This window comes from Megasphaera jansseni, assembly GCF_047974155.1.
GTDB lineage: Bacteria > Bacillota > Negativicutes > Veillonellales > Megasphaeraceae > Megasphaera.
Map to the genome: position 1 here is coordinate 68,323 of NZ_JBHYRR010000004.1, position 17,031 is coordinate 85,353.

13 protein-coding genes and 1 other RNA gene are annotated in these 17,031 nt (G+C 55.6%); 1 reads left to right on the forward strand and 13 read right to left on the reverse strand.

The window, feature by feature from the left end:
- From ACE418_RS02570 to tkt, 4 genes are all read right to left on the reverse strand, one after another.
- Nucleotides 1-2,619 carry an FtsK/SpoIIIE family DNA translocase gene (locus tag ACE418_RS02570; protein WP_416449124.1) on the reverse strand — a complete coding sequence of 873 codons (2,619 nt, stop codon included), beginning with the start codon at nt 2,617-2,619 and terminating at the stop codon, nt 1-3.
- 24 nt (nt 2,620-2,643) lie between these two features.
- On the reverse strand, nt 2,644-3,963 hold the full coding sequence (locus tag ACE418_RS02575; protein WP_416449126.1) for a replication-associated recombination protein A: 1,320 nt from the start codon (nt 3,961-3,963) through the stop codon (nt 2,644-2,646).
- 78 nt (nt 3,964-4,041) lie between these two features.
- Nucleotides 4,042-4,219, reverse strand: a non-coding RNA gene (gene ssrS / locus ACE418_RS02580) — 6S RNA.
- Nucleotides 4,220-4,532: 313 nt separating this feature from the next.
- Nucleotides 4,533-6,524, reverse strand: coding sequence for a transketolase (gene tkt, locus ACE418_RS02585; RefSeq protein ID WP_416449127.1), 1,992 nt, complete (start codon nt 6,522-6,524; stop codon nt 4,533-4,535).
- 160 nt (nt 6,525-6,684) lie between these two features.
- Here tkt and ACE418_RS02590 point away from each other — a divergent pair, with 160 nt between their 5' ends.
- Complete coding sequence (locus tag ACE418_RS02590; protein WP_416449128.1) at nt 6,685-7,446, forward strand: HAD hydrolase family protein; 762 nt, start codon at nt 6,685-6,687, stop codon at nt 7,444-7,446.
- On the opposite strand, the gene ACE418_RS02595 is transcribed toward ACE418_RS02590, so the two are convergent.
- From ACE418_RS02595 to ACE418_RS02635, 9 genes are all read right to left on the reverse strand, one after another.
- A complete protein-coding gene (locus tag ACE418_RS02595) occupies nt 7,443-8,594 on the reverse strand; it encodes a toxic anion resistance protein (protein ID WP_416449130.1) in 1,152 nt (383 codons plus the stop codon). The two genes, ACE418_RS02590 and ACE418_RS02595, sit on opposite strands and share 4 nt — an antisense overlap.
- A 9-nt stretch (nt 8,595-8,603) precedes the next feature.
- On the reverse strand, nt 8,604-9,335 hold the full coding sequence (locus ACE418_RS02600) for a 5-bromo-4-chloroindolyl phosphate hydrolysis family protein (RefSeq protein WP_416449165.1): 732 nt from the start codon (nt 9,333-9,335) through the stop codon (nt 8,604-8,606).
- A gap of 226 nt (nt 9,336-9,561) precedes the next feature.
- Nucleotides 9,562-10,476: a lysophospholipid acyltransferase family protein gene (locus tag ACE418_RS02605; RefSeq protein WP_416449131.1), complete on the reverse strand. Its 915-nt coding sequence runs from the start codon at nt 10,474-10,476 to the stop codon at nt 9,562-9,564.
- 12 nt (nt 10,477-10,488) lie between these two features.
- Entirely contained in the window at nt 10,489-11,520 is a 1,032-nt protein-coding gene (gene lpxD, locus ACE418_RS02610) for a UDP-3-O-(3-hydroxymyristoyl)glucosamine N-acyltransferase (protein WP_416449132.1), read from the reverse strand.
- An 18-nt stretch (nt 11,521-11,538) separates the two neighbouring features.
- A complete protein-coding gene (locus tag ACE418_RS02615; protein ID WP_020309649.1) occupies nt 11,539-11,958 on the reverse strand; it encodes an OmpH family outer membrane protein in 420 nt (139 codons plus the stop codon).
- A gap of 16 nt (nt 11,959-11,974) precedes the next feature.
- Entirely contained in the window at nt 11,975-12,910 is a 936-nt protein-coding gene (locus tag ACE418_RS02620) for an OmpH family outer membrane protein (RefSeq protein WP_416449133.1), read from the reverse strand.
- Between the two features lie 9 nt (nt 12,911-12,919).
- On the reverse strand, nt 12,920-13,486 hold the full coding sequence (locus ACE418_RS02625) for an OmpH/Skp family outer membrane protein (protein ID WP_416449135.1): 567 nt from the start codon (nt 13,484-13,486) through the stop codon (nt 12,920-12,922).
- Nucleotides 13,487-13,507: 21 nt separating this feature from the next.
- Nucleotides 13,508-14,788, reverse strand: coding sequence for a hypothetical protein (locus tag ACE418_RS02630; RefSeq protein ID WP_416449136.1), 1,281 nt, complete (start codon nt 14,786-14,788; stop codon nt 13,508-13,510).
- 18 nt (nt 14,789-14,806) lie between these two features.
- Entirely contained in the window at nt 14,807-17,020 is a 2,214-nt protein-coding gene (locus ACE418_RS02635; protein WP_416449138.1) for a BamA/OMP85 family outer membrane protein, read from the reverse strand.
- Nucleotides 17,021-17,031: the final 11 nt, after the last annotated feature.

Below are 17,031 nucleotides of genomic sequence, written 5' to 3' on the forward strand. Positions count from 1 at the left end.
TCAGCTTAAATACTTCTGCTGGACTTCGTCGGCCGTCATGAGGATTTCCCTGGGCTTGCTGCCGTTATTGGGGCCGACGATATGCATGGCTTCCATCATATCGATCATGCGGGCTGCCCGCGTATAGCCGACGCGGAAGCGGCGCTGGAGCATGGACGTCGAGGCCTGGCCCGTTTCCAGGACCATGTCGATGGCCTGGCGCATGAGGTCGTCTTCAAAGAAATCGATGCTGTCTTCGGGATTTTCCGACTGGGCTTTCTGGACGGCTTCATCGTAATGAGGTCCGCCCTGGGCCTTGATGAATTCGACCATTTCATCGATTTCCGAGTCGGAGATGAAAGCCCCCTGGACGCGGAGCGGCTTGGAAGCGCCGAGCGGATAGAAGAGCATGTCGCCCTTGCCGATCAGTTTTTCTGCCCCGGCCATGTCGAGGATGGTCCGCGAATCGACCTGGCTGGAAACGGCGAAGGCGATGCGGCTCGGGACGTTGGCCTTGATGAGGCCCGTCAGAACATCGACAGACGGCCGCTGCGTGGCCAGGACGAGGTGCATGCCACAGGCACGGGCTTTCTGGCCCAGGCGGATGATGGATTTTTCGACATCGTCCGACGCCATCATCATGAGGTCAGCCAATTCGTCGATGATGATGACGATGAAAGGCATCGTGTCTTCGGGATGGAGTTCATTATAACGGGAAATATCCCGCGTATGCGTGATGGCAAAGCGTTTATAGCGGTCGTCCATTTCCCGGACAGCCCAGCGCAGGACGCTGGCGGCCTTCTTCGGGTCCGTGACGACTGGCGTCAGCAAGTGCGGGATGCCATTGTAATTGGATAATTCGACGACCTTCGGGTCGATGAGGATGAGCTTGACGTCTTCCGGCCGCTGCTTGAAGAGGATGCTGGCAATGAAGGTGTTGATGCAGACACTCTTACCGGACCCGGTCGAACCGGCTACCAGGAGATGGGGCATCTTGGTCAGGTCGGCGACGATGGGGTTGCCGGCAATGTCCTTGCCCAAGCAGACCGGTACGCCGCCGGCAGCCTTGCGGAAGGTGTCCGTATCGATGACGTCGCGCAGATTGACGCCAGTCAGCTTTTTATTCGGTACTTCGATGCCGACAGCCGCTTTACCGGGGATAGGCGCTTCGATGCGGATATCCGTAGCAGCCAGTTTCAAGGCGATATCGTCGGCTAAGTGGACAATCTTGCTGACTTTGACGCCCGCTGCCGGTTCCAGTTCATAGCGGGTAATGGACGGCCCCTGACTGGCATTGAGTATCTTGGCATCGATATTGAAGCTCTGCAGCGTTTCCTGGAGGATACGGGCATTTTCCCGGACTTCGTCGCTCAGGCCGACTGTGTGCTGCGGACCCGGTTTGAGCATGCTCACCGGCGGCAGGCGGTACGTCTTTTCGCCAACCGCTTTGGGGACGGCACTGCTCCCTTCTTCGCTGGTTTCGACAGCGACACTGCTCTTTTCGACTTCGATGGGCTTGAGGTCGTCCATATCATGGCGGAGGACATCGGTTTCCCCGGCCAGCGCCTTGGCTTCCGGTCCCGGCTGTACGTCATGAGCCGTCGGCGTCGTATCGCCGACGACGGTTTCGTGTATCTGGCTGTAAGGCTGGGAATCTTCAGGCGTATCCTCCGACATTTCCGGAACCTCTTCGTAGGAATCGTCGCTGGCCCAGTCGTAAGGCACGTCCTCTTCGATGGGGCTGGCATCGAAACGGACTTCTTCGACACCGTTGCCCAGGTCGCGGGCACCGGAAATGGCCGAAGCCGGTTGTTCCGTGGCTGCGGGATTCCCACAAGCGGGACGCCCAGCCTCTGCTGTCCGTTCCAGCAACCGGCTTGCGCCTTCCGTTGGTCGGCACCCGACGGGCTGGAAAGGCTCCGGGACGTCCCCTACGATAGCTGAAGAAGCCTTGGCTTCTTCAGCTTGCAAATCGAAGATGCGGCGGCGTTCGTGCCACTGTTTCAGGGACTGGGACGCGTCCTGAAGGCCTTCGACGGCCTTGCCCGATACTTTGGCCGCTTCCTGGCCGGCCTTGTCGGCTACGACAGCCACAGGCTTAGAAATAGACCAATTCTTCCAGACCAGGAAAGTGACGATGCAGGCACCGGTAATAGCCATGACAGCTCCAAAAAATCCAAGAAACCGCCGCAGGACTGAGGCCATGACGGCCCCGATGATCCCGCCGCCGACGGACAGGCTGTGAGGCAGGAACTCCGTCCCTTCCGGGATGACCAGCAAATGGACCAGCCCCAGGAGGAGGATATAGATCCACGTCCCGACAGCCCAGGATTTCGATACCGGGCAGGCCTTGCGGATGACGATGTATTTCAGGCCCAGGACGATGAGGGACAGACTGACGACAATCCGCCCCAGACCGAAGATATACGATAAAATATCGTCGACACTGTGACCGATGCGGCCTGTATCGACGCCGATGAAGCCGGCCGTCGCAAAGACGCCGGCGAGGATACAACAAATACCTATGATTTCATATTTCAAAAGTGGCGACGTCCCTGCCTTCCTGGCAGTCTTCGCCTTCTGACGCGTGCCAGCCGTCCGCTTAGTGCGGCTGGTTTTACGGGTCTTTCCTTTTGTCAAAACAGTTCACCTTCTACTAATAGATTACTTGCCGCCGCGGCGCTTATGCCAGGCAGCCGCCATACTTCCTTCCTGTCCATAAGGCCGTTCCTTATAATAGGACGCCCCTTTCAAAGCATCCGGCAGATACTGCTGGGCGACCCATCCCCCATCGAAATCGTGGGGATACTGATAGGTCAGTCCATGGCCCAGGGCGGCGGCGCCGCTGTAATGGCTGTCGCGCAGATAATCCGGTACATCGCCGCAGTCTTTATGGCGGACATCGGCCAGGGCGGCATCGATGGCCATATAGGCGCTGTTGCTCTTAGGCGCGCAGGCCACATAAATGACAGCTTCCGACAGGATGATGCGCCCTTCCGGCCAGCCGACGAACTGGACGGCCTGGGCGGCGGCATTGGCGATGACCAGGGCCTGGGGATCGGCCAATCCTACGTCTTCGGCCGCACAGATGACCAGGCGGCGGGCAATGAAGGACGGCTGTTCGCCGGCGTCGATCATGCGGGCCATATAGTGCAGGGCCGCATCGGGGTCAGACCCGCGCATACTCTTGATGAAGGCCGACACCGTATCGTAATGGGCATCACCTTTCTTATCGTACGTATAGACCTTATGGCCGGCTACTTTTTCAATGGCGTCGTGCGTGATATGACCGCCAGCGGGGACGACCATGCAGACCTGTTCCAGCAGGTTGAGGCCGACGCGGGCATCGCGGTCAGCCAGCCGGGCCAGGGTCCCCAGCATCTCATCGCTGGCCGTAATGCCCAGCGAACCCAGGCCTTTCTCCTTATCGGTCAGGGCCCGCCGCAGGACGGCCATGACGGCCTGTTCCGGCAAGGGCTTCAGCTGGATGACGCGCAGGCGCGACAATAAGGGGCGGTTGACTTCAAAGTAAGGATTTTCCGTCGTCGCCCCGATGAGGATGACCGTCCCGTCTTCGACATAGGGCAACAGGACGTCTTGCTGACTTTTATTGAAGCGGTGGATTTCATCGATGAAGAGGATCGTCCGCTTCTGATATAAATGGATGGCATCCTGCGCCGCTGCGATGACCTTGCGCAGTTCCGCCGTCCCGGCTGTGACGGCGTTGAGGGTTACGAAACGGCTGTCCGTTTCATTGGCAATGACGTGGGCCAGCGTCGTCTTGCCGACGCCAGAGGGACCGTAAAATAAAAGCGACGGGATCGTGTCCTTCTCGATGAGGGTCCGCAGAAAACTGCCGGGCCCGATGAGGTCGTCCTGGCCATAGATGTCATCCAAAGATTCCGGCCGCATACGGACGGCCAGCGGCGCATAGTCCCGGCCACTCCGTTCATCAGCCATAGAAAATAAATCGTCTCCGCTCATTTGTTTGCTCTCCAGACTAAATAGAACGCCGCCAAGTCTCCTCAGCGGCGGACATATAACTAAATTCTCGAATAAGAAAAGAGCCCCACCATGCCGTTTATAAACCGAGTTTTGAGCCTGCCTAAGCAGGTGGGTGTTCTCCTATAAAGGTCGACAGTCCAGTGAAGGCATTGCCTAACAATATAGAGCCCGAACTCCCAATGTAAAAAGTGTTGGTTCAAAACATCGAGACCATTTACGTACACAGTAGGGTTTCTTCTTGCATCTAGTATAATAAAATATAGAAGAAAAATCAAGCCTTGACAAATGAAAAAGGGCTTGTCACACAATGACAAGCCCTTTTAAGGGGTTAGCGGTTAGGGGCTAGGGGTTAGCGGTTAGGGGTTAGGGGGTAGGGGTTAGTAGGGGCGCCACGTGGGGCGCCCGTTTCCGTATATGTGAGAATCCCGCAAAGACGCGGCGGGCCGCCCTTTGGGACGGCCCCTACGAACGGCTAACTGCGACCTGCGGCCTGCGGGACGCCTTTTGACGTTCCCTGCGAGCCACGAACCCCGAGCCACGAACCACGATTATTTTACGACTTTCTTTACGGCAGCTACGACGTTTTCTGTGGTGAAGCCGAATTTCTTGAACAAGACACCGGCCGGCGCGGAAGCACCGAAGGATTTCATAGAAACGGTCGTGCCGTCGAGGCCGACGTATTTGCCCCAGCCGAAGTCCGAAGCGGCTTCGACAGCGACGCGGGCGCGGACAGCTTTCGGGAGTACCTGTTCTTTATAGGCTTCATCCTGCTGTTCGAAGAGTTCCATCGAAGGCATGCTGACGACGCGGACGTCGACGCCTTCTTTAGCCAGTTCGTCTTTCGCATGGACAGCCAATTCGACTTCCGAACCGCTGGCCATGATGATGGCATCGGGAACGGCTTTCTTGGCATCGGCGATGACGTAAGCCCCTTTGAGGGCTTCCTTGCTGCTGCCGGCGAGCTGCGGCAGGTTCTGACGGGTCAGGATGAGAGCCATCGGCGTCTTCTGGCTGGTCGCAGCCAGGTACCAGCCGGCAGCCGTTTCCGTAGCATCAGCCGGACGGAAGACGTTGACGTTCGGAATGGAGCGGAGCATAGCCAGCTGTTCGATTGGTTCATGAGTCGGGCCGTCTTCGCCGACACCGATGCTGTCGTGCGTGAGGACATACGTCGTCGGCAGGCTCATGAGGGCAGCCAGGCGGATCATCGGTTTCATGTAATCGCTGAAGACGAAGAACGTGCCGGCATACGGACGGATACCGCCGTGGAGGGCCAGACCATTGGTGATGGCGCCCATAGCCAGTTCGCGGACGCCGAAGTGGACGTTGCGACCGCTGTAATCGCTCTTGCTGAAGAAGCCTTCGCCTTTCATTTCCGTCTTGTTCGACGGAGCCAGGTCAGCACTGCCGCCGAAGAGCTGGGGCATGATGTCTTTCAGGCGGTTGATCATCGTACCGGACAAGCTGCGCGTAGCCTGCGGTTTATCTTCATAAGCCCAGAAATCTTCATTATTCAGGAGAGCCTGCGCATCGACATCGCTGTGGAAAGCATCCCATTTGGCTTTCATATCGGGGAACTTGGCAGCGTAGTCAGCAAAGAGTTTCTGCCAATCCGCTTCTGCAGCGCCGGCTTTCTGGCTCAATTCAGCATAGTGAGCATAGACTTCGTCGGGGATGTAGAACGTTTCCTGCGGTTTCGGCCAGCCCAGGTTTTCTTTCATAGCGACGATGTTTTCTTCACCCAGCGGCGAGCCATGAGCGGCAGCCGAACCCTGTTTAGCCGGGCAGCCATAGCCGATCTGGGTCTTGATGGTGATGAACGACGGATGTTCCTTATCGGCCTTGGCTTCTTCGATAGCTTTGCCGATGGCGTCGAGATCCGTGCCGTCTTCGACGGTAATCGTCTGGAAGCCGAAAGCAGCCATGCGGGCCTGGACATTTTCCGTAAAGGCGATGTCCGTATTGCCTTCGATGGAGATGTTGTTGCTATCATAGAGGACGATGAGTTTGGAAAGGCCGAGCGTCCCTGCCAGGGAGAAAGCTTCCGACGAGATGCCTTCCATCAGGCAGCCATCGCCGCAGAGAGCGAAGGTGTAGTGGTCGACGACAGGATAGCCCGGTTTATTGAAAATAGCAGCCAAGTGGGCTTCTGCCATGGCCATGCCGACAGCCATGCCCAGGCCGGCACCGAGGGGGCCCGTCGTCGCTTCGACGCCCGTCGTGTGGCCGTATTCCGGATGACCCGGTGTCAAGGAGCCGTCTTGACGGAACTGTTTAATGTCGTCCATGGTCAGGCCGTAGCCGTAGAAATGGAGCAGCGAATACAACAGCATCGAGCCGTGGCCGGCCGAGAGGATAAAGCGGTCGCGGTTCGCCCATTTCGGATCCTTTGCGTTGTGGTTCATGTGGTTTGCCCAAAGTTCGTATGCAATGGGAGCTGCGCCGAGAGGCAGGCCGGGATGGCCGGAGTTTGCCTTCTGGATAGCGTCAGCCGACAATACACGAATGGCATTTACACAAGTCGTATCAATGGTGCTCATTAGTCAAATCGCTCCTTTATATGTGATCGAAAATAAATAGACATTCACTTTATTATGTAAAAAAAGGACCCCTTCTGTCAATGGCAAAAGGGGATTTTGGGAGAAATTTATATATGCTATAATAAAGAAGTTTACTAAATTTCCGAGAAAGGATACTATCATGACGAAAAAATACTTTTTCTTCGATATCGACGGGACCCTGGGGCTGGGGATCTCCAGCGTCATCCCGGCAGATACGCTGTACTGCCTGCGCCGCCTCGTCCAGGAAGGCCATTTCATCGCCATCGCATCGGGACGCCTGCAGCACGATACGCAGACCTTCGCCGACCGCTATGGCATACCGGCTGTCGTCGCCGACGGCGGCAACAGTTTGTCCCTGAATGGGAAAATCCTGGAAATGACAGGCCTGCCCCTGGAGAACTGCAAGGCCCTGCTGCGCGACCTGACGGACCGCCACTATCCCTGGGCCGTCGTCACCGACAACACCATCAACCGCTATACGCCGTATGACGATTTTCCCCATGACGACCCGCGCAATTACATGAAAACCGTCGTCCGCCCCGTCGCCATCGAAAGCCTGACGGCGGTCTATAAAATCATGTACGCCCGGCCGCAGCGCCTCGAAGATGAACCGCCGAAATACGGCCTGCCCCACTTGGAATACATCGATCACACATACCTCATCGAACCGACCGATAAGAGCCGCGGCATCCTGCGCATGCTGGAACTCGTCGGCGGCCGGCCGGAAGACGCTGTCGTCTTCGGCGACGGCATGAACGACATCACCATGTTCCGCAAGCCCTTCTTCTCCATCGCCATGGGCAACGGCCGGGATGAGCTGAAAGCCCATGCCGACTACGTCACCGGCGACAACGATAAGGGCGGGATCCTGGAAGCCTGCAAAAAATTCGGCTGGCTCTAATTGTGACCGGCACCTTTGAGCAGGGCTTCCCGCAGGCGGTCCTCGATCTGGACCAGTTCCGCTTCGGCGGCCTGCCGCTTCTGACGGCCTTCCTGCTGGATGCGCAGCGTGTCTTCGATAGTGCTGATCAAGTCTTCATTGACCTGCTTGACCGTTTCGATATCGACGATGGCCCGTTCATTTTCGACGGCCGTATCATGAGAGTTCTGCTTGAGCATGGCGGCGTTGCGCTTGAGGAGCTCATTGGTCGTATTGGACACGGCCTGTTGCATTTCCAGAGCTTCTTTCTGCCGTCCCAATCCGAGCGCCAGGACCATCTGGTTCTTCCACAAAGGGATGGTATTGTAAATGGCGCTCTGGATGCGGTCGACGAGGATCTTGTCGTTATTCTGGATGATGCGGATCTGCGGCGCCGTCTGGATGGCAATGGTCTTGCTGATTTTCAGGTCGTGGACCTTCTTTTCAAAGCGGTTGACAGAATCCTTGAAATCCTGGACGACCTGGACGGCCATGGGATTATCTGAAACCTGGGCCTGGGCTTCCAATTTGGGAATCGTCGTCAGGTTCAGTTCCTCTATCTTTTCTTCGCCAGCCTGGATATAGAGCTGGAGCTGTTTGAAGTATTCCAGGTTCTTATCGTAAAGGCCGTCGAACATGGCGATATCTTTCATGAGGGTCATCTTCTGGCTGTCCAGGCCGGCCTGTATCTTGTCGATCTGGGCGGCCAGCGTCGTATAGGACTGCGTCAGGGCTTCGCGTTTCTTGAACAGCGAGCCGACGACGGGCAGGCTGGCCAGGAAGCCCTTGTCCTCATCGTTTTCGTCTTCAAAGGTCTTGACCCGTTTGACCAGGTCGTTGAGCAGATCACCGGCTGCCGACGGGTCCGTGCTCTTGACCGTCGACAAGACGCTGTCTGAAAAGGTAGCGATATTCTTCTGGGCGGCGCTGCCATACTGGACGATGGCATTGGAATTGACCAGGTCGATGGCATCTTTGATGGTGTCGACCTGCTGCCGTTCTTCCGGCGTCAAGCTTTCGACCTGGGCATTGAAATGAGCCACTTCATGCTTTTCATCGACAACCGGCAGGGCTTTCTGGCTTTCAGCCTGCTTTTTTTCTAAAAGGTCATTCAAATTGATATCGGCCATAATATCTACCTACTTTCTTTTTGTATTCAAGAACTGGTCGGCTAAATCGATGATCGTCCCGACCAGGTCATCACTGCGCTTGGCCTGCGGTTCCGGCTGGGGCTGTTCCGTCCGGATGCCGTCGGCGGCCATGTTCTGCTTCATGACTTTCATCTCGGCGTCGAGATCCATGAGCTGGGCATTGAGGACCTTGGAGAACTGGTCTTCATAAGCTTCGTCGAATTTATCCAGGATTTCTTTGATGTCCCGCTTCGCCTGCTGCACTTCTTGTGCTTCCAGACCCGTCTTTTCCAGCTCCTGGTACTTGCGGACCAGGAGCAGGGCCCGGTCCTGGTAATAGTCGACGAAGCGCCGGGACAGGCTCATCCGTTCCGGATGCTGCTGCAGATAGGCCAGGAAATTCTTGGCAATGCCCTGCATCTTGCGCAGCTGCTTGCGCAATTCGTTATCATCGATATGTTTCATCTCTTTTTCAATGGCATTGAAATCGTCGACAGCTTTGCTGAAGAGTTCGTCATTCAGTTTGTCCACTTCTTCATTGCCGCTGGAAAATTCCAATTCCGGCTTGAATTTCTTCTTATTGCGTCTGTGTATCCAGTAGAGGATGAAGACGCCGAAAACGAGACTGAACGTCCCGGACAGATGGCCTGTAGCAAACCAGTTGTAACTGGGCACGGCAAAACAGATGATAGCGATGAGATATAAGAAAATGTTCACGATCGTCCCTCCTAAATGAAGAATGTCTTTCCTTAATCATAGCATTTTTTACCCCGTTTGTCGTGGACTGCCAGGCAAAAAAGAGGCTGTCCCATGAAGACAGCCTCTTTTGAGTGGTTAGTGGTTAGTGGCTAGGGGTTAGGGGCTAGGGGTTAGTGGCTAGGGGTTAGGGGCTAGGGGATGCTTTTAAATTTAAAGCCATACGCTAACTACTAACAGCTGGCTGCTAACGGCTTAAAAGGACCTGTCGTCACGCGACAGGTCCTTTTTCAGCTTGTTTTATTTTATACCGTTTAGTCCATTTCCAGCGGTTGTGCAGCCAGAACCAGTCTTCCGGGTACTTGCGGATATGAGCTTCCAGGCGATTGTTGAGTTCCTGTGTCGTTTCGTACATGATGCGGTTCTTTTCCTCTTTTGAGAGCTTATGATCCGCCGTGTACGGCTTGATGGGCGGCAGGACTTCGACGACGTGGTGGTACGGCCGGTCTTCATGGATGAAGGTCGATACGATGGGATAATTGGCGATACCGGCCATCTTGGCCGGCCCGTCAGCCGTCAGGGTATCCATGCCGAAGAGCTTGACCATGATGCCCGTATAGCCCGGATCCTGGTCCATGAGCAGGCCGATGTAGTGACCGTCCCGGAGGAAGCGGACCATGTCGCGGATGCCCGTCTTATAGGTGACGTGCTGTTTCATCATGGCCCGGTACTCGTTGATGAAAGTATCGGCACTCTTGCTGTTCTGTTCCTGGGCAACGGAGATGAGGGGATAGCCATTCATGGCCAGGACGGCTCCCAGGAGTTCCCAGTTGCCGGCATGGGATGCCATGAAGACGGCGCCTTCACCGCTGGCCTTGAGTTCATCCAGGTATTCCTTGCCGTGCCAGGTAATCTTTTCATCGAGGATGTCTTTCGTATAGCGCGGATACGATAGGACTTCGATGATCATCGGCCCGAAACGGACCGTACTGGCCTTGGCGATGGCCATGGCCTTTTCCGGGTCATCGGTCAGGCCGCAGTCCAATATCTGCTGCTGGGCCAGGACCTTGCGCTTCTTCGGGACGAAAGTCCAGAAAAAGGCACCTAAAAAGGTGCCCAGGGCCCGGCGACAGCCTTCTGGAATGTGGCAGATGATCCAGCTCAGACATTTCATAAAGGTGTACATAGGCAAATCCTCTTACTGTTGTTCTAATTTCTTTTCCAGCTCAGCGATTTTTTTCTGCAAGGCCTTGACGGTCTTGGCCATTTCCGGAAGGTGTTTCAGATAGACCTGAGTACGGCTCCATTCCATATGGGGCCGGATGGGGAACCCGGCATAGACCTGATTGCCCTTGACATTGCCCGTAATGCCGGACTTGCCAGCAAAGACGGCATTGTCCCCGATGGTGATATGGCCGGTACAGCCGGTCTGACCGGCAAAGATGACGTGATTGCCGGCCTTGGTGCTGCCAGCGATGCCCGTCTGAGCAATGAGGAAACAGTCTTCGCCGATTTCGACGTTGTGCCCGAGATGGACGAGGTTATCGATTTTCGTCCCCCTGCCGACTTTCGTCGAACCCAGGGTCGCATTATCGAGACACGTGCAGGCACCGATTTCGACGTCGTCGCCAATGGTGACGTTGCCAATCTGCGGGATGCGCGTATGCTTGCCCTTTTCCGTAGCAAATCCGAAGCCTTCGCCGCCGATGACGGCGTGAGCCCGGATGACGGCGTTCTTGCCGAGGACGCAGTTTTCGTGAATGACGGCACCGGGATAGAGGACCGAACCTTCGCCGATCTTGACATTATCGCCTAAAAAGACGTAAGGATAAATCGTCGTGCCCTTGCCGATTTCGACGTTCTTGCCGATGACGGCATAAGGCATGATGGCAACGTCTTCACCAACAACGGCAGTGCTATCGATGATAGCTGTCGGATGGATGCCCGGTGTGACCGACTGGCGGGGGTGAAACAGCACGAGGAGCTGGGAAAAAGCCAGGCGGGGATTTTCTACGACGACGAGCGTATTATCTCCGGCAGGAACTTCTTTTTCGACAATGACGGCACCGGCATGGACCTGCGGCAAATATTCCGTATACGGATCGACGGCAAAGGTAATGTCCTGCAGGCCGGCTTCGGCCAGGCCCTTCACGTCTTCAATGACGGCGTCACCCTTGCCGATGACCGTACCGCCCAGCAATACTGCTAATTCCTGTACTGTTTTCTTCACGATATACAACCCCTTTTTTTACTGCAATTTGGCAATTAAATCGTCGGTTACGTCGATGCCGCCGGAAGGAACGGCTTCTTTGACGACGATGATGCCGACATTTTTATCCTTGGCGATGTCGCCTAACTTGCTCTGGATGTCCGACATGAACTGACGCTGCATGCTGGCACCGAAAATATTGAGTTCCTGCTGGGCCTGCTGCTGTTTCTTCTGGAAATCTTCAGCCGACATGGACTGCTGTGCATCTTGCAATTCCTTTTCGATGGATTTCTGTTTATCTTCGGTCTTCTGCTTATACTGCTGGACCAGGGGCGCTTCTTTCTGTACGCGCGACATATCGACGACGCCTACATTATCTTTTCCGCCACAGCCGGCGAGCATACCCGTCAGGGCCAGCATTGCGGCGACGATTCCTAAGCGCTTCCAAACTTTTTTCATTGCTAAAAGCCTCCTGTTATGCCAACTTGGCAATAATATCATCTGTAACATCCGTAGCCGTGCCAATGCCTTCGTAGTTGGCGAAGATCATCTCGAAGCCCTGTTCCTGGGCCACATCGGCGGCTTTATCGCGGATATCTGCCATGATGGCGTCTTTCACATCTTTCATTTCTTTTTCTTTTGCATCGAGTTTATCTTTCCATTCCTTGTTCCACACAGCCGGTTCCGGCCGGTCCTGCAAGACGCCCAGCTGCTGCTGGAAGACCTGCTGGCTGTCAGCCTTGCGCCCTTCCAGGTCTTTCTTGACCTGCTGGGCGTAGTCATCGAGCTCTTTCTTGGCCTGGGCCTTATCCGGTGCCATGAGGGCTGCGATTTCATCGGCTGTCCGATTGGTCACCTGGACGTCGGCCTGACTGCCTTTGAGCAAGGTTTGGAGCTGTTCCTCCGTCGCTGCCCGTTCTTCTTTGGATAGCGACAGGGTCTTCAGCTTCAACTGGAGATTGACGATTTTCAACGTGTCGGCCTGGGAAATGACAGGCGTCGTCGTCTTCTTTTCCTGAACGAGCGAATCGTACCGCTGCTTCAGCCGGTTATTGAGCTCGTTCTCTTTGAGGGCGACTTTCGCCTGCAGTTCCTGGTCGAGGGCGGCCGTACCTGCGGCATCGGCAGCAGCAAAATTCTGGACCGACGTCCCTTCGGCAGCTGCCTTCTGGGAATAGTTCCACTGTTCAAACTGATATTGGGCAACCATAGCGTTGTATTCCAGTTCTAAATGGTGATACTCGCTATAACGCGGGTGGCTCATGACGACGTGTTCCAGGTCTGCATAGGCATAGACCGGCGTCGCGGCTGTCGAAGCGGCCGGCTGGCTGCGATGGCTGAAGAACCACCAGCCGGCAAGGAGACAGACCATGAGGACCGCGGCACCGGCTGCCGCATATATCCGTTTCATAAAGACTCCTTACTGGTTACTGCTGCTGGAGCTGTCCGAACTGCTGGAACTGCTGGAACTGCTGGAGCTGTTAGCGCTGCTGTCGGAGCTGCTGGAGCTGGAGTTCTTGTTCAGCTCTTTAGCGACCTGGTCGGTAATATCCGTGCCGCCATAGAGGACGACGCTCTTGTCGACGACGAGGCTGAGGCCTTTGGTCTTGGCGACATCGCTGACCGCATTGTCGACTTTATCTTTGATGCCTTTGAAGATTTCCTGACGTTTCGTAGCCAGTTCGCCCTGCATCTTCTGGAAGAGCTGCTGTTTCTGCTGGTCGTCCATGCCGGCCGACTGCTGTTCAAACTGTTTCTGCATATCTTCGCCAGCCTGCTGGAGCTGTTTCTGTGCCGCAACGGCGTCCTGATTATCCGGCGTGATGATCTTGCTCGTATCGACGACGCCGATGTTGCTCGACGGAGCCGCATTGACAGGGTTGCCCGTCTGCATGATAGCCAGGCCGGCGACACTGAAGACGAAGATGGCTGCAATAACAGCCGAAAAAATCTTGATATTGCGTTTCTTACCCATTTCAGACATCATAATAAAACTTCTCCTTTTGTATTACAAATAACCGATAATCCGGAGCCAAGCATCGTGGTCGGACACGATATATTCCAAACCGACATAATCATCGACGCGATAGTGAAGGCCCACTTCGGAATCGTCATGCGTCAGGTCCCGGTCGTAGCGCAGGGTCCACCGCCCGCCTAAGGGCTGGCGCAGCCACAGGTGCTGGCTGTCGTCGAGACTCTCGAACTGGTATCCCGCTTCGGTCCCGCTGCTGAAGCGGTAAAAGTAGCCGGGAATGAAATTCCAGTCCAGCGAAGAAGGCATGAACTTGACGGCACCGTAGATTTCATGATGGCTGCCGATCTTGCGGCCCAGATGGGCCATGAGGACCGTATCTTCGTCGCTGCTGTGGTCACGGCCGGCGTCGATATAGGCGCCGCCGCGGATGTCATAAAATGCCGTCTGCGTCATAAGGTCGATGGTCGTATCTTCACCGAGCGCCAAGGACGGCGTCACGTGGAGTCCGTAGTTCTTGACGACCCACTGGCGCTGGACGTCTTCCTGCAATGCCGCCGCAATGTCGCGCTCATGGCGCTGGACAAAGGCGACGGGCAGACCGTCCAGGCCGGCATAGTCCCGTTCCAGATGGTTGCGGGCACTGAGGAAAATGACCTTGGGCACATCATCGCCTTTGATGGCGACGCGGACATTGCGCACGACCGGCAGCTTGGGCAGCATATAGACGGTGACATCCGTTTCTGGCCCGCCGTGGATGACGATGTGCGGATAAAATTCCGGCACTCGTTCTTCCAGTTCATTCTCCAGAACTGATTTGACGGCCCCGTTGGCCCAATCCAGGGCATCGACGGGCAGTCCCGTGAGCAGGCTCTCGGCCATGTCCCCGGCGTGTTCCAGGTCCTTATCGACCAGAGCCTGGCCCATGGCCGGCAGGGCTCCGTAGTCGATGGCAAAGTGTACTTTGCGGATCGTATCGCCCCAGGGGCGGATGCGTACATCCAGGTCCGTCTGGCTGCCGGGATGGATGGCAATGGATTCCACCGTATAGCCTATGAGGACGCGGTTGATGATATCGTTGACGGTTCGCTCGTATTCTTCATGACGGCTGCTGATTTCCCCACTGTCGTGATTGAGGAATACGTGGTTCCCTACGGTTTGGATGCTGGCAGCAATGCGTTTTTCGACTAATGGCGGAATCGCTTCCTCTACGGAGGCGACATGGACCGTCACTTGTTCTACCGATGCTGCTATAGCACTACTAAGACTAGCACAGACGGCAAAGACAGTCAATAAATAAGTGCGGATCTTCATCATCCACGACCTTTCATTGTCTTAGAACTTACCGCCAAAGCTGAAGTGGAACTTGCCGCCATCCTGGCCTACGCCGTAATCCAGGCGGATAGGCCCGATTGGTGTCGTAATGCGGAAGCCGATACCACCGGAATAATGGAGTTTATTGTTTTCATGGTACCAGGGGATGTTTTCTACGCCGCCCCAGGCATTGCCCAGGTCGGTAAAGACGACGCCCTGGATCTTCTTGGCAATGGGATAGCGGTATTCGATGGTCGCTTCGTACATCTTGTTGCCACGGAATTCATCGTCTTCATAGCCGCGCAATGTGTCGGCACCGCCGAGGGTGAAGAGGTCGTTGTAGGGCATATCGCCGGTTGCGATACCGCCCATGAGGCGGACGGCGATGACGTGGGCCCGGCCGACTTTATAGTACAGACGGTTTTCAGCGATGAACTTGAAGTAGTCGAAGTCGCCACCCATGCCGTGGCCAGCCCAGGTACCCGTGAAGGACAGGCGTTTGCCTTTTGTCGGATCATAAACGTTATCGCGGTTATCGAAGACGTGGGACCAGGTCAGGCTGTTGGTGCGGCCGAAGTTGTTGTTCAAATAATTTCGATATTCCGAAGGCAAAGTCGGATCATTCTGCCATTCGCGATAATTATAGCCGCTATCGTAATCGGTGTATTTCGTGTTCTTCGTTTCCAAGGTGACGTAGTCGCTGACGTATTCGCTGCGGACGCGGCCGTAAGTAATGTTGAAGCCATTGGTCCGGCGGTCGTATTCAGCAACGGAATCGCCTTTTTCATTGTAGTCATCGTATTCCGATTCGCGGTCGAAGATGCTGAAGCCGATGGAGTCGCCGGCATCGTTGAGGTACGGATGGGTATACGAGAAGATATAGTTCTTATTGGTATCCGTGTTGCCGCCGAATTCCCAGCTGATATTGGCTTTATCGCCCGTACCGCGCAGGTTCGTTTCGGCCAGGCCGAGGATGCCGACGAGGCCGTCGGAATCAGAGTAACCGGCACCGATGGTGACCGAACCGGTCTTCTGTTCGGTGACGTCGATTTCGACGATGACGTCTTTCGGATTGCGCTGGCCCGGCAGGAGGCGGACGTTGACGTCTTCAAAATAGCCCGTGTTGTAAACACGCTGGATACTGCGGCTAGCAGCGTTCTTATTGAAGATATCGCCCTTCTTCATACGCAGTTCACGCATGATGACCTTATTCTTGGTCTTGGTATTGCCGCGGAGATTGATATTTTCGATGCGCGGTTCGGAAATAGCAATGTGCAGGGTCCCTTCGTCGTCGAGGCGGACATCGGAGACGCGGCTCATCATATAACCGGCATTGGCAAAGGCCGTGTTGATATTGGCTACGTCGTGGCTGACGACGGCCGTGTTGAGCGTCGCCCCCGGCGTCGTAGCGACGAGTTTCATCAAATCATCGGTGCTGATCGATTCGTTGCCGACGATGTCGATTTTCTTGACGACAGGATTCATCTGGACCGTATAGTTCAGGGACACGCCTTCCGGTACGGTCGTAAAGGACGGCTTGACCGTCGAGAACAGGCCCGTCGCTCCGATGACGTTGAGGTCGTGGCGGATGTAGTCCATGTTGACGGCATCACCGACACGCATGGCCAGCTGAGGCAGGAGCTTCTGTTCAATCTGGGCTTCCGGTACGGGGCCGACCGTAACGGCTGTAGCTACTTTGTCGACATAAGGTTTCAAGTCGGCATCGGTGACGGATTCACCGTAGGGCAGGGAAACATCCTGACCGGCCTGGACGACGGCCATGGGATAACCGGGAATGGACGTATCGAACTGCATGTCGCTGGTGCCGCTCATGTAGCTGACTTTATCGCCAGTGATCTGCGGCGTCGTATCGACAGGAGCCGGATTGAGGATTTCATTTTCCTTGTGGACAGCTTCTGCTGTTTCCTGCTGAACCGCTTCCGGGCTCTTGCCAGCTGCAATAGCTGCCAGTTCTTCTGCCGTTTCGTAGCCGGTCAGGCCCGATTTTGCAGCTTTCATGGCATCCGTTGTCGTTTCATCGCTAGGCGAAGTTACGACCGTATTGACAGCTGTTTTCTGGTCATCCGCCGGAGCGGCTGCCGAGCCAGATGTAACCGTCTGGCTGCCCGACGACTCGTAACCTGTCGCCGCTGTCGTATCATCAGCCCAAACAGGGCACGTCATCATCGCACTGGTTACCATCAGGGCGAGAAGTTTTTTCTTCCGCATATTCATAAAAATCCTCC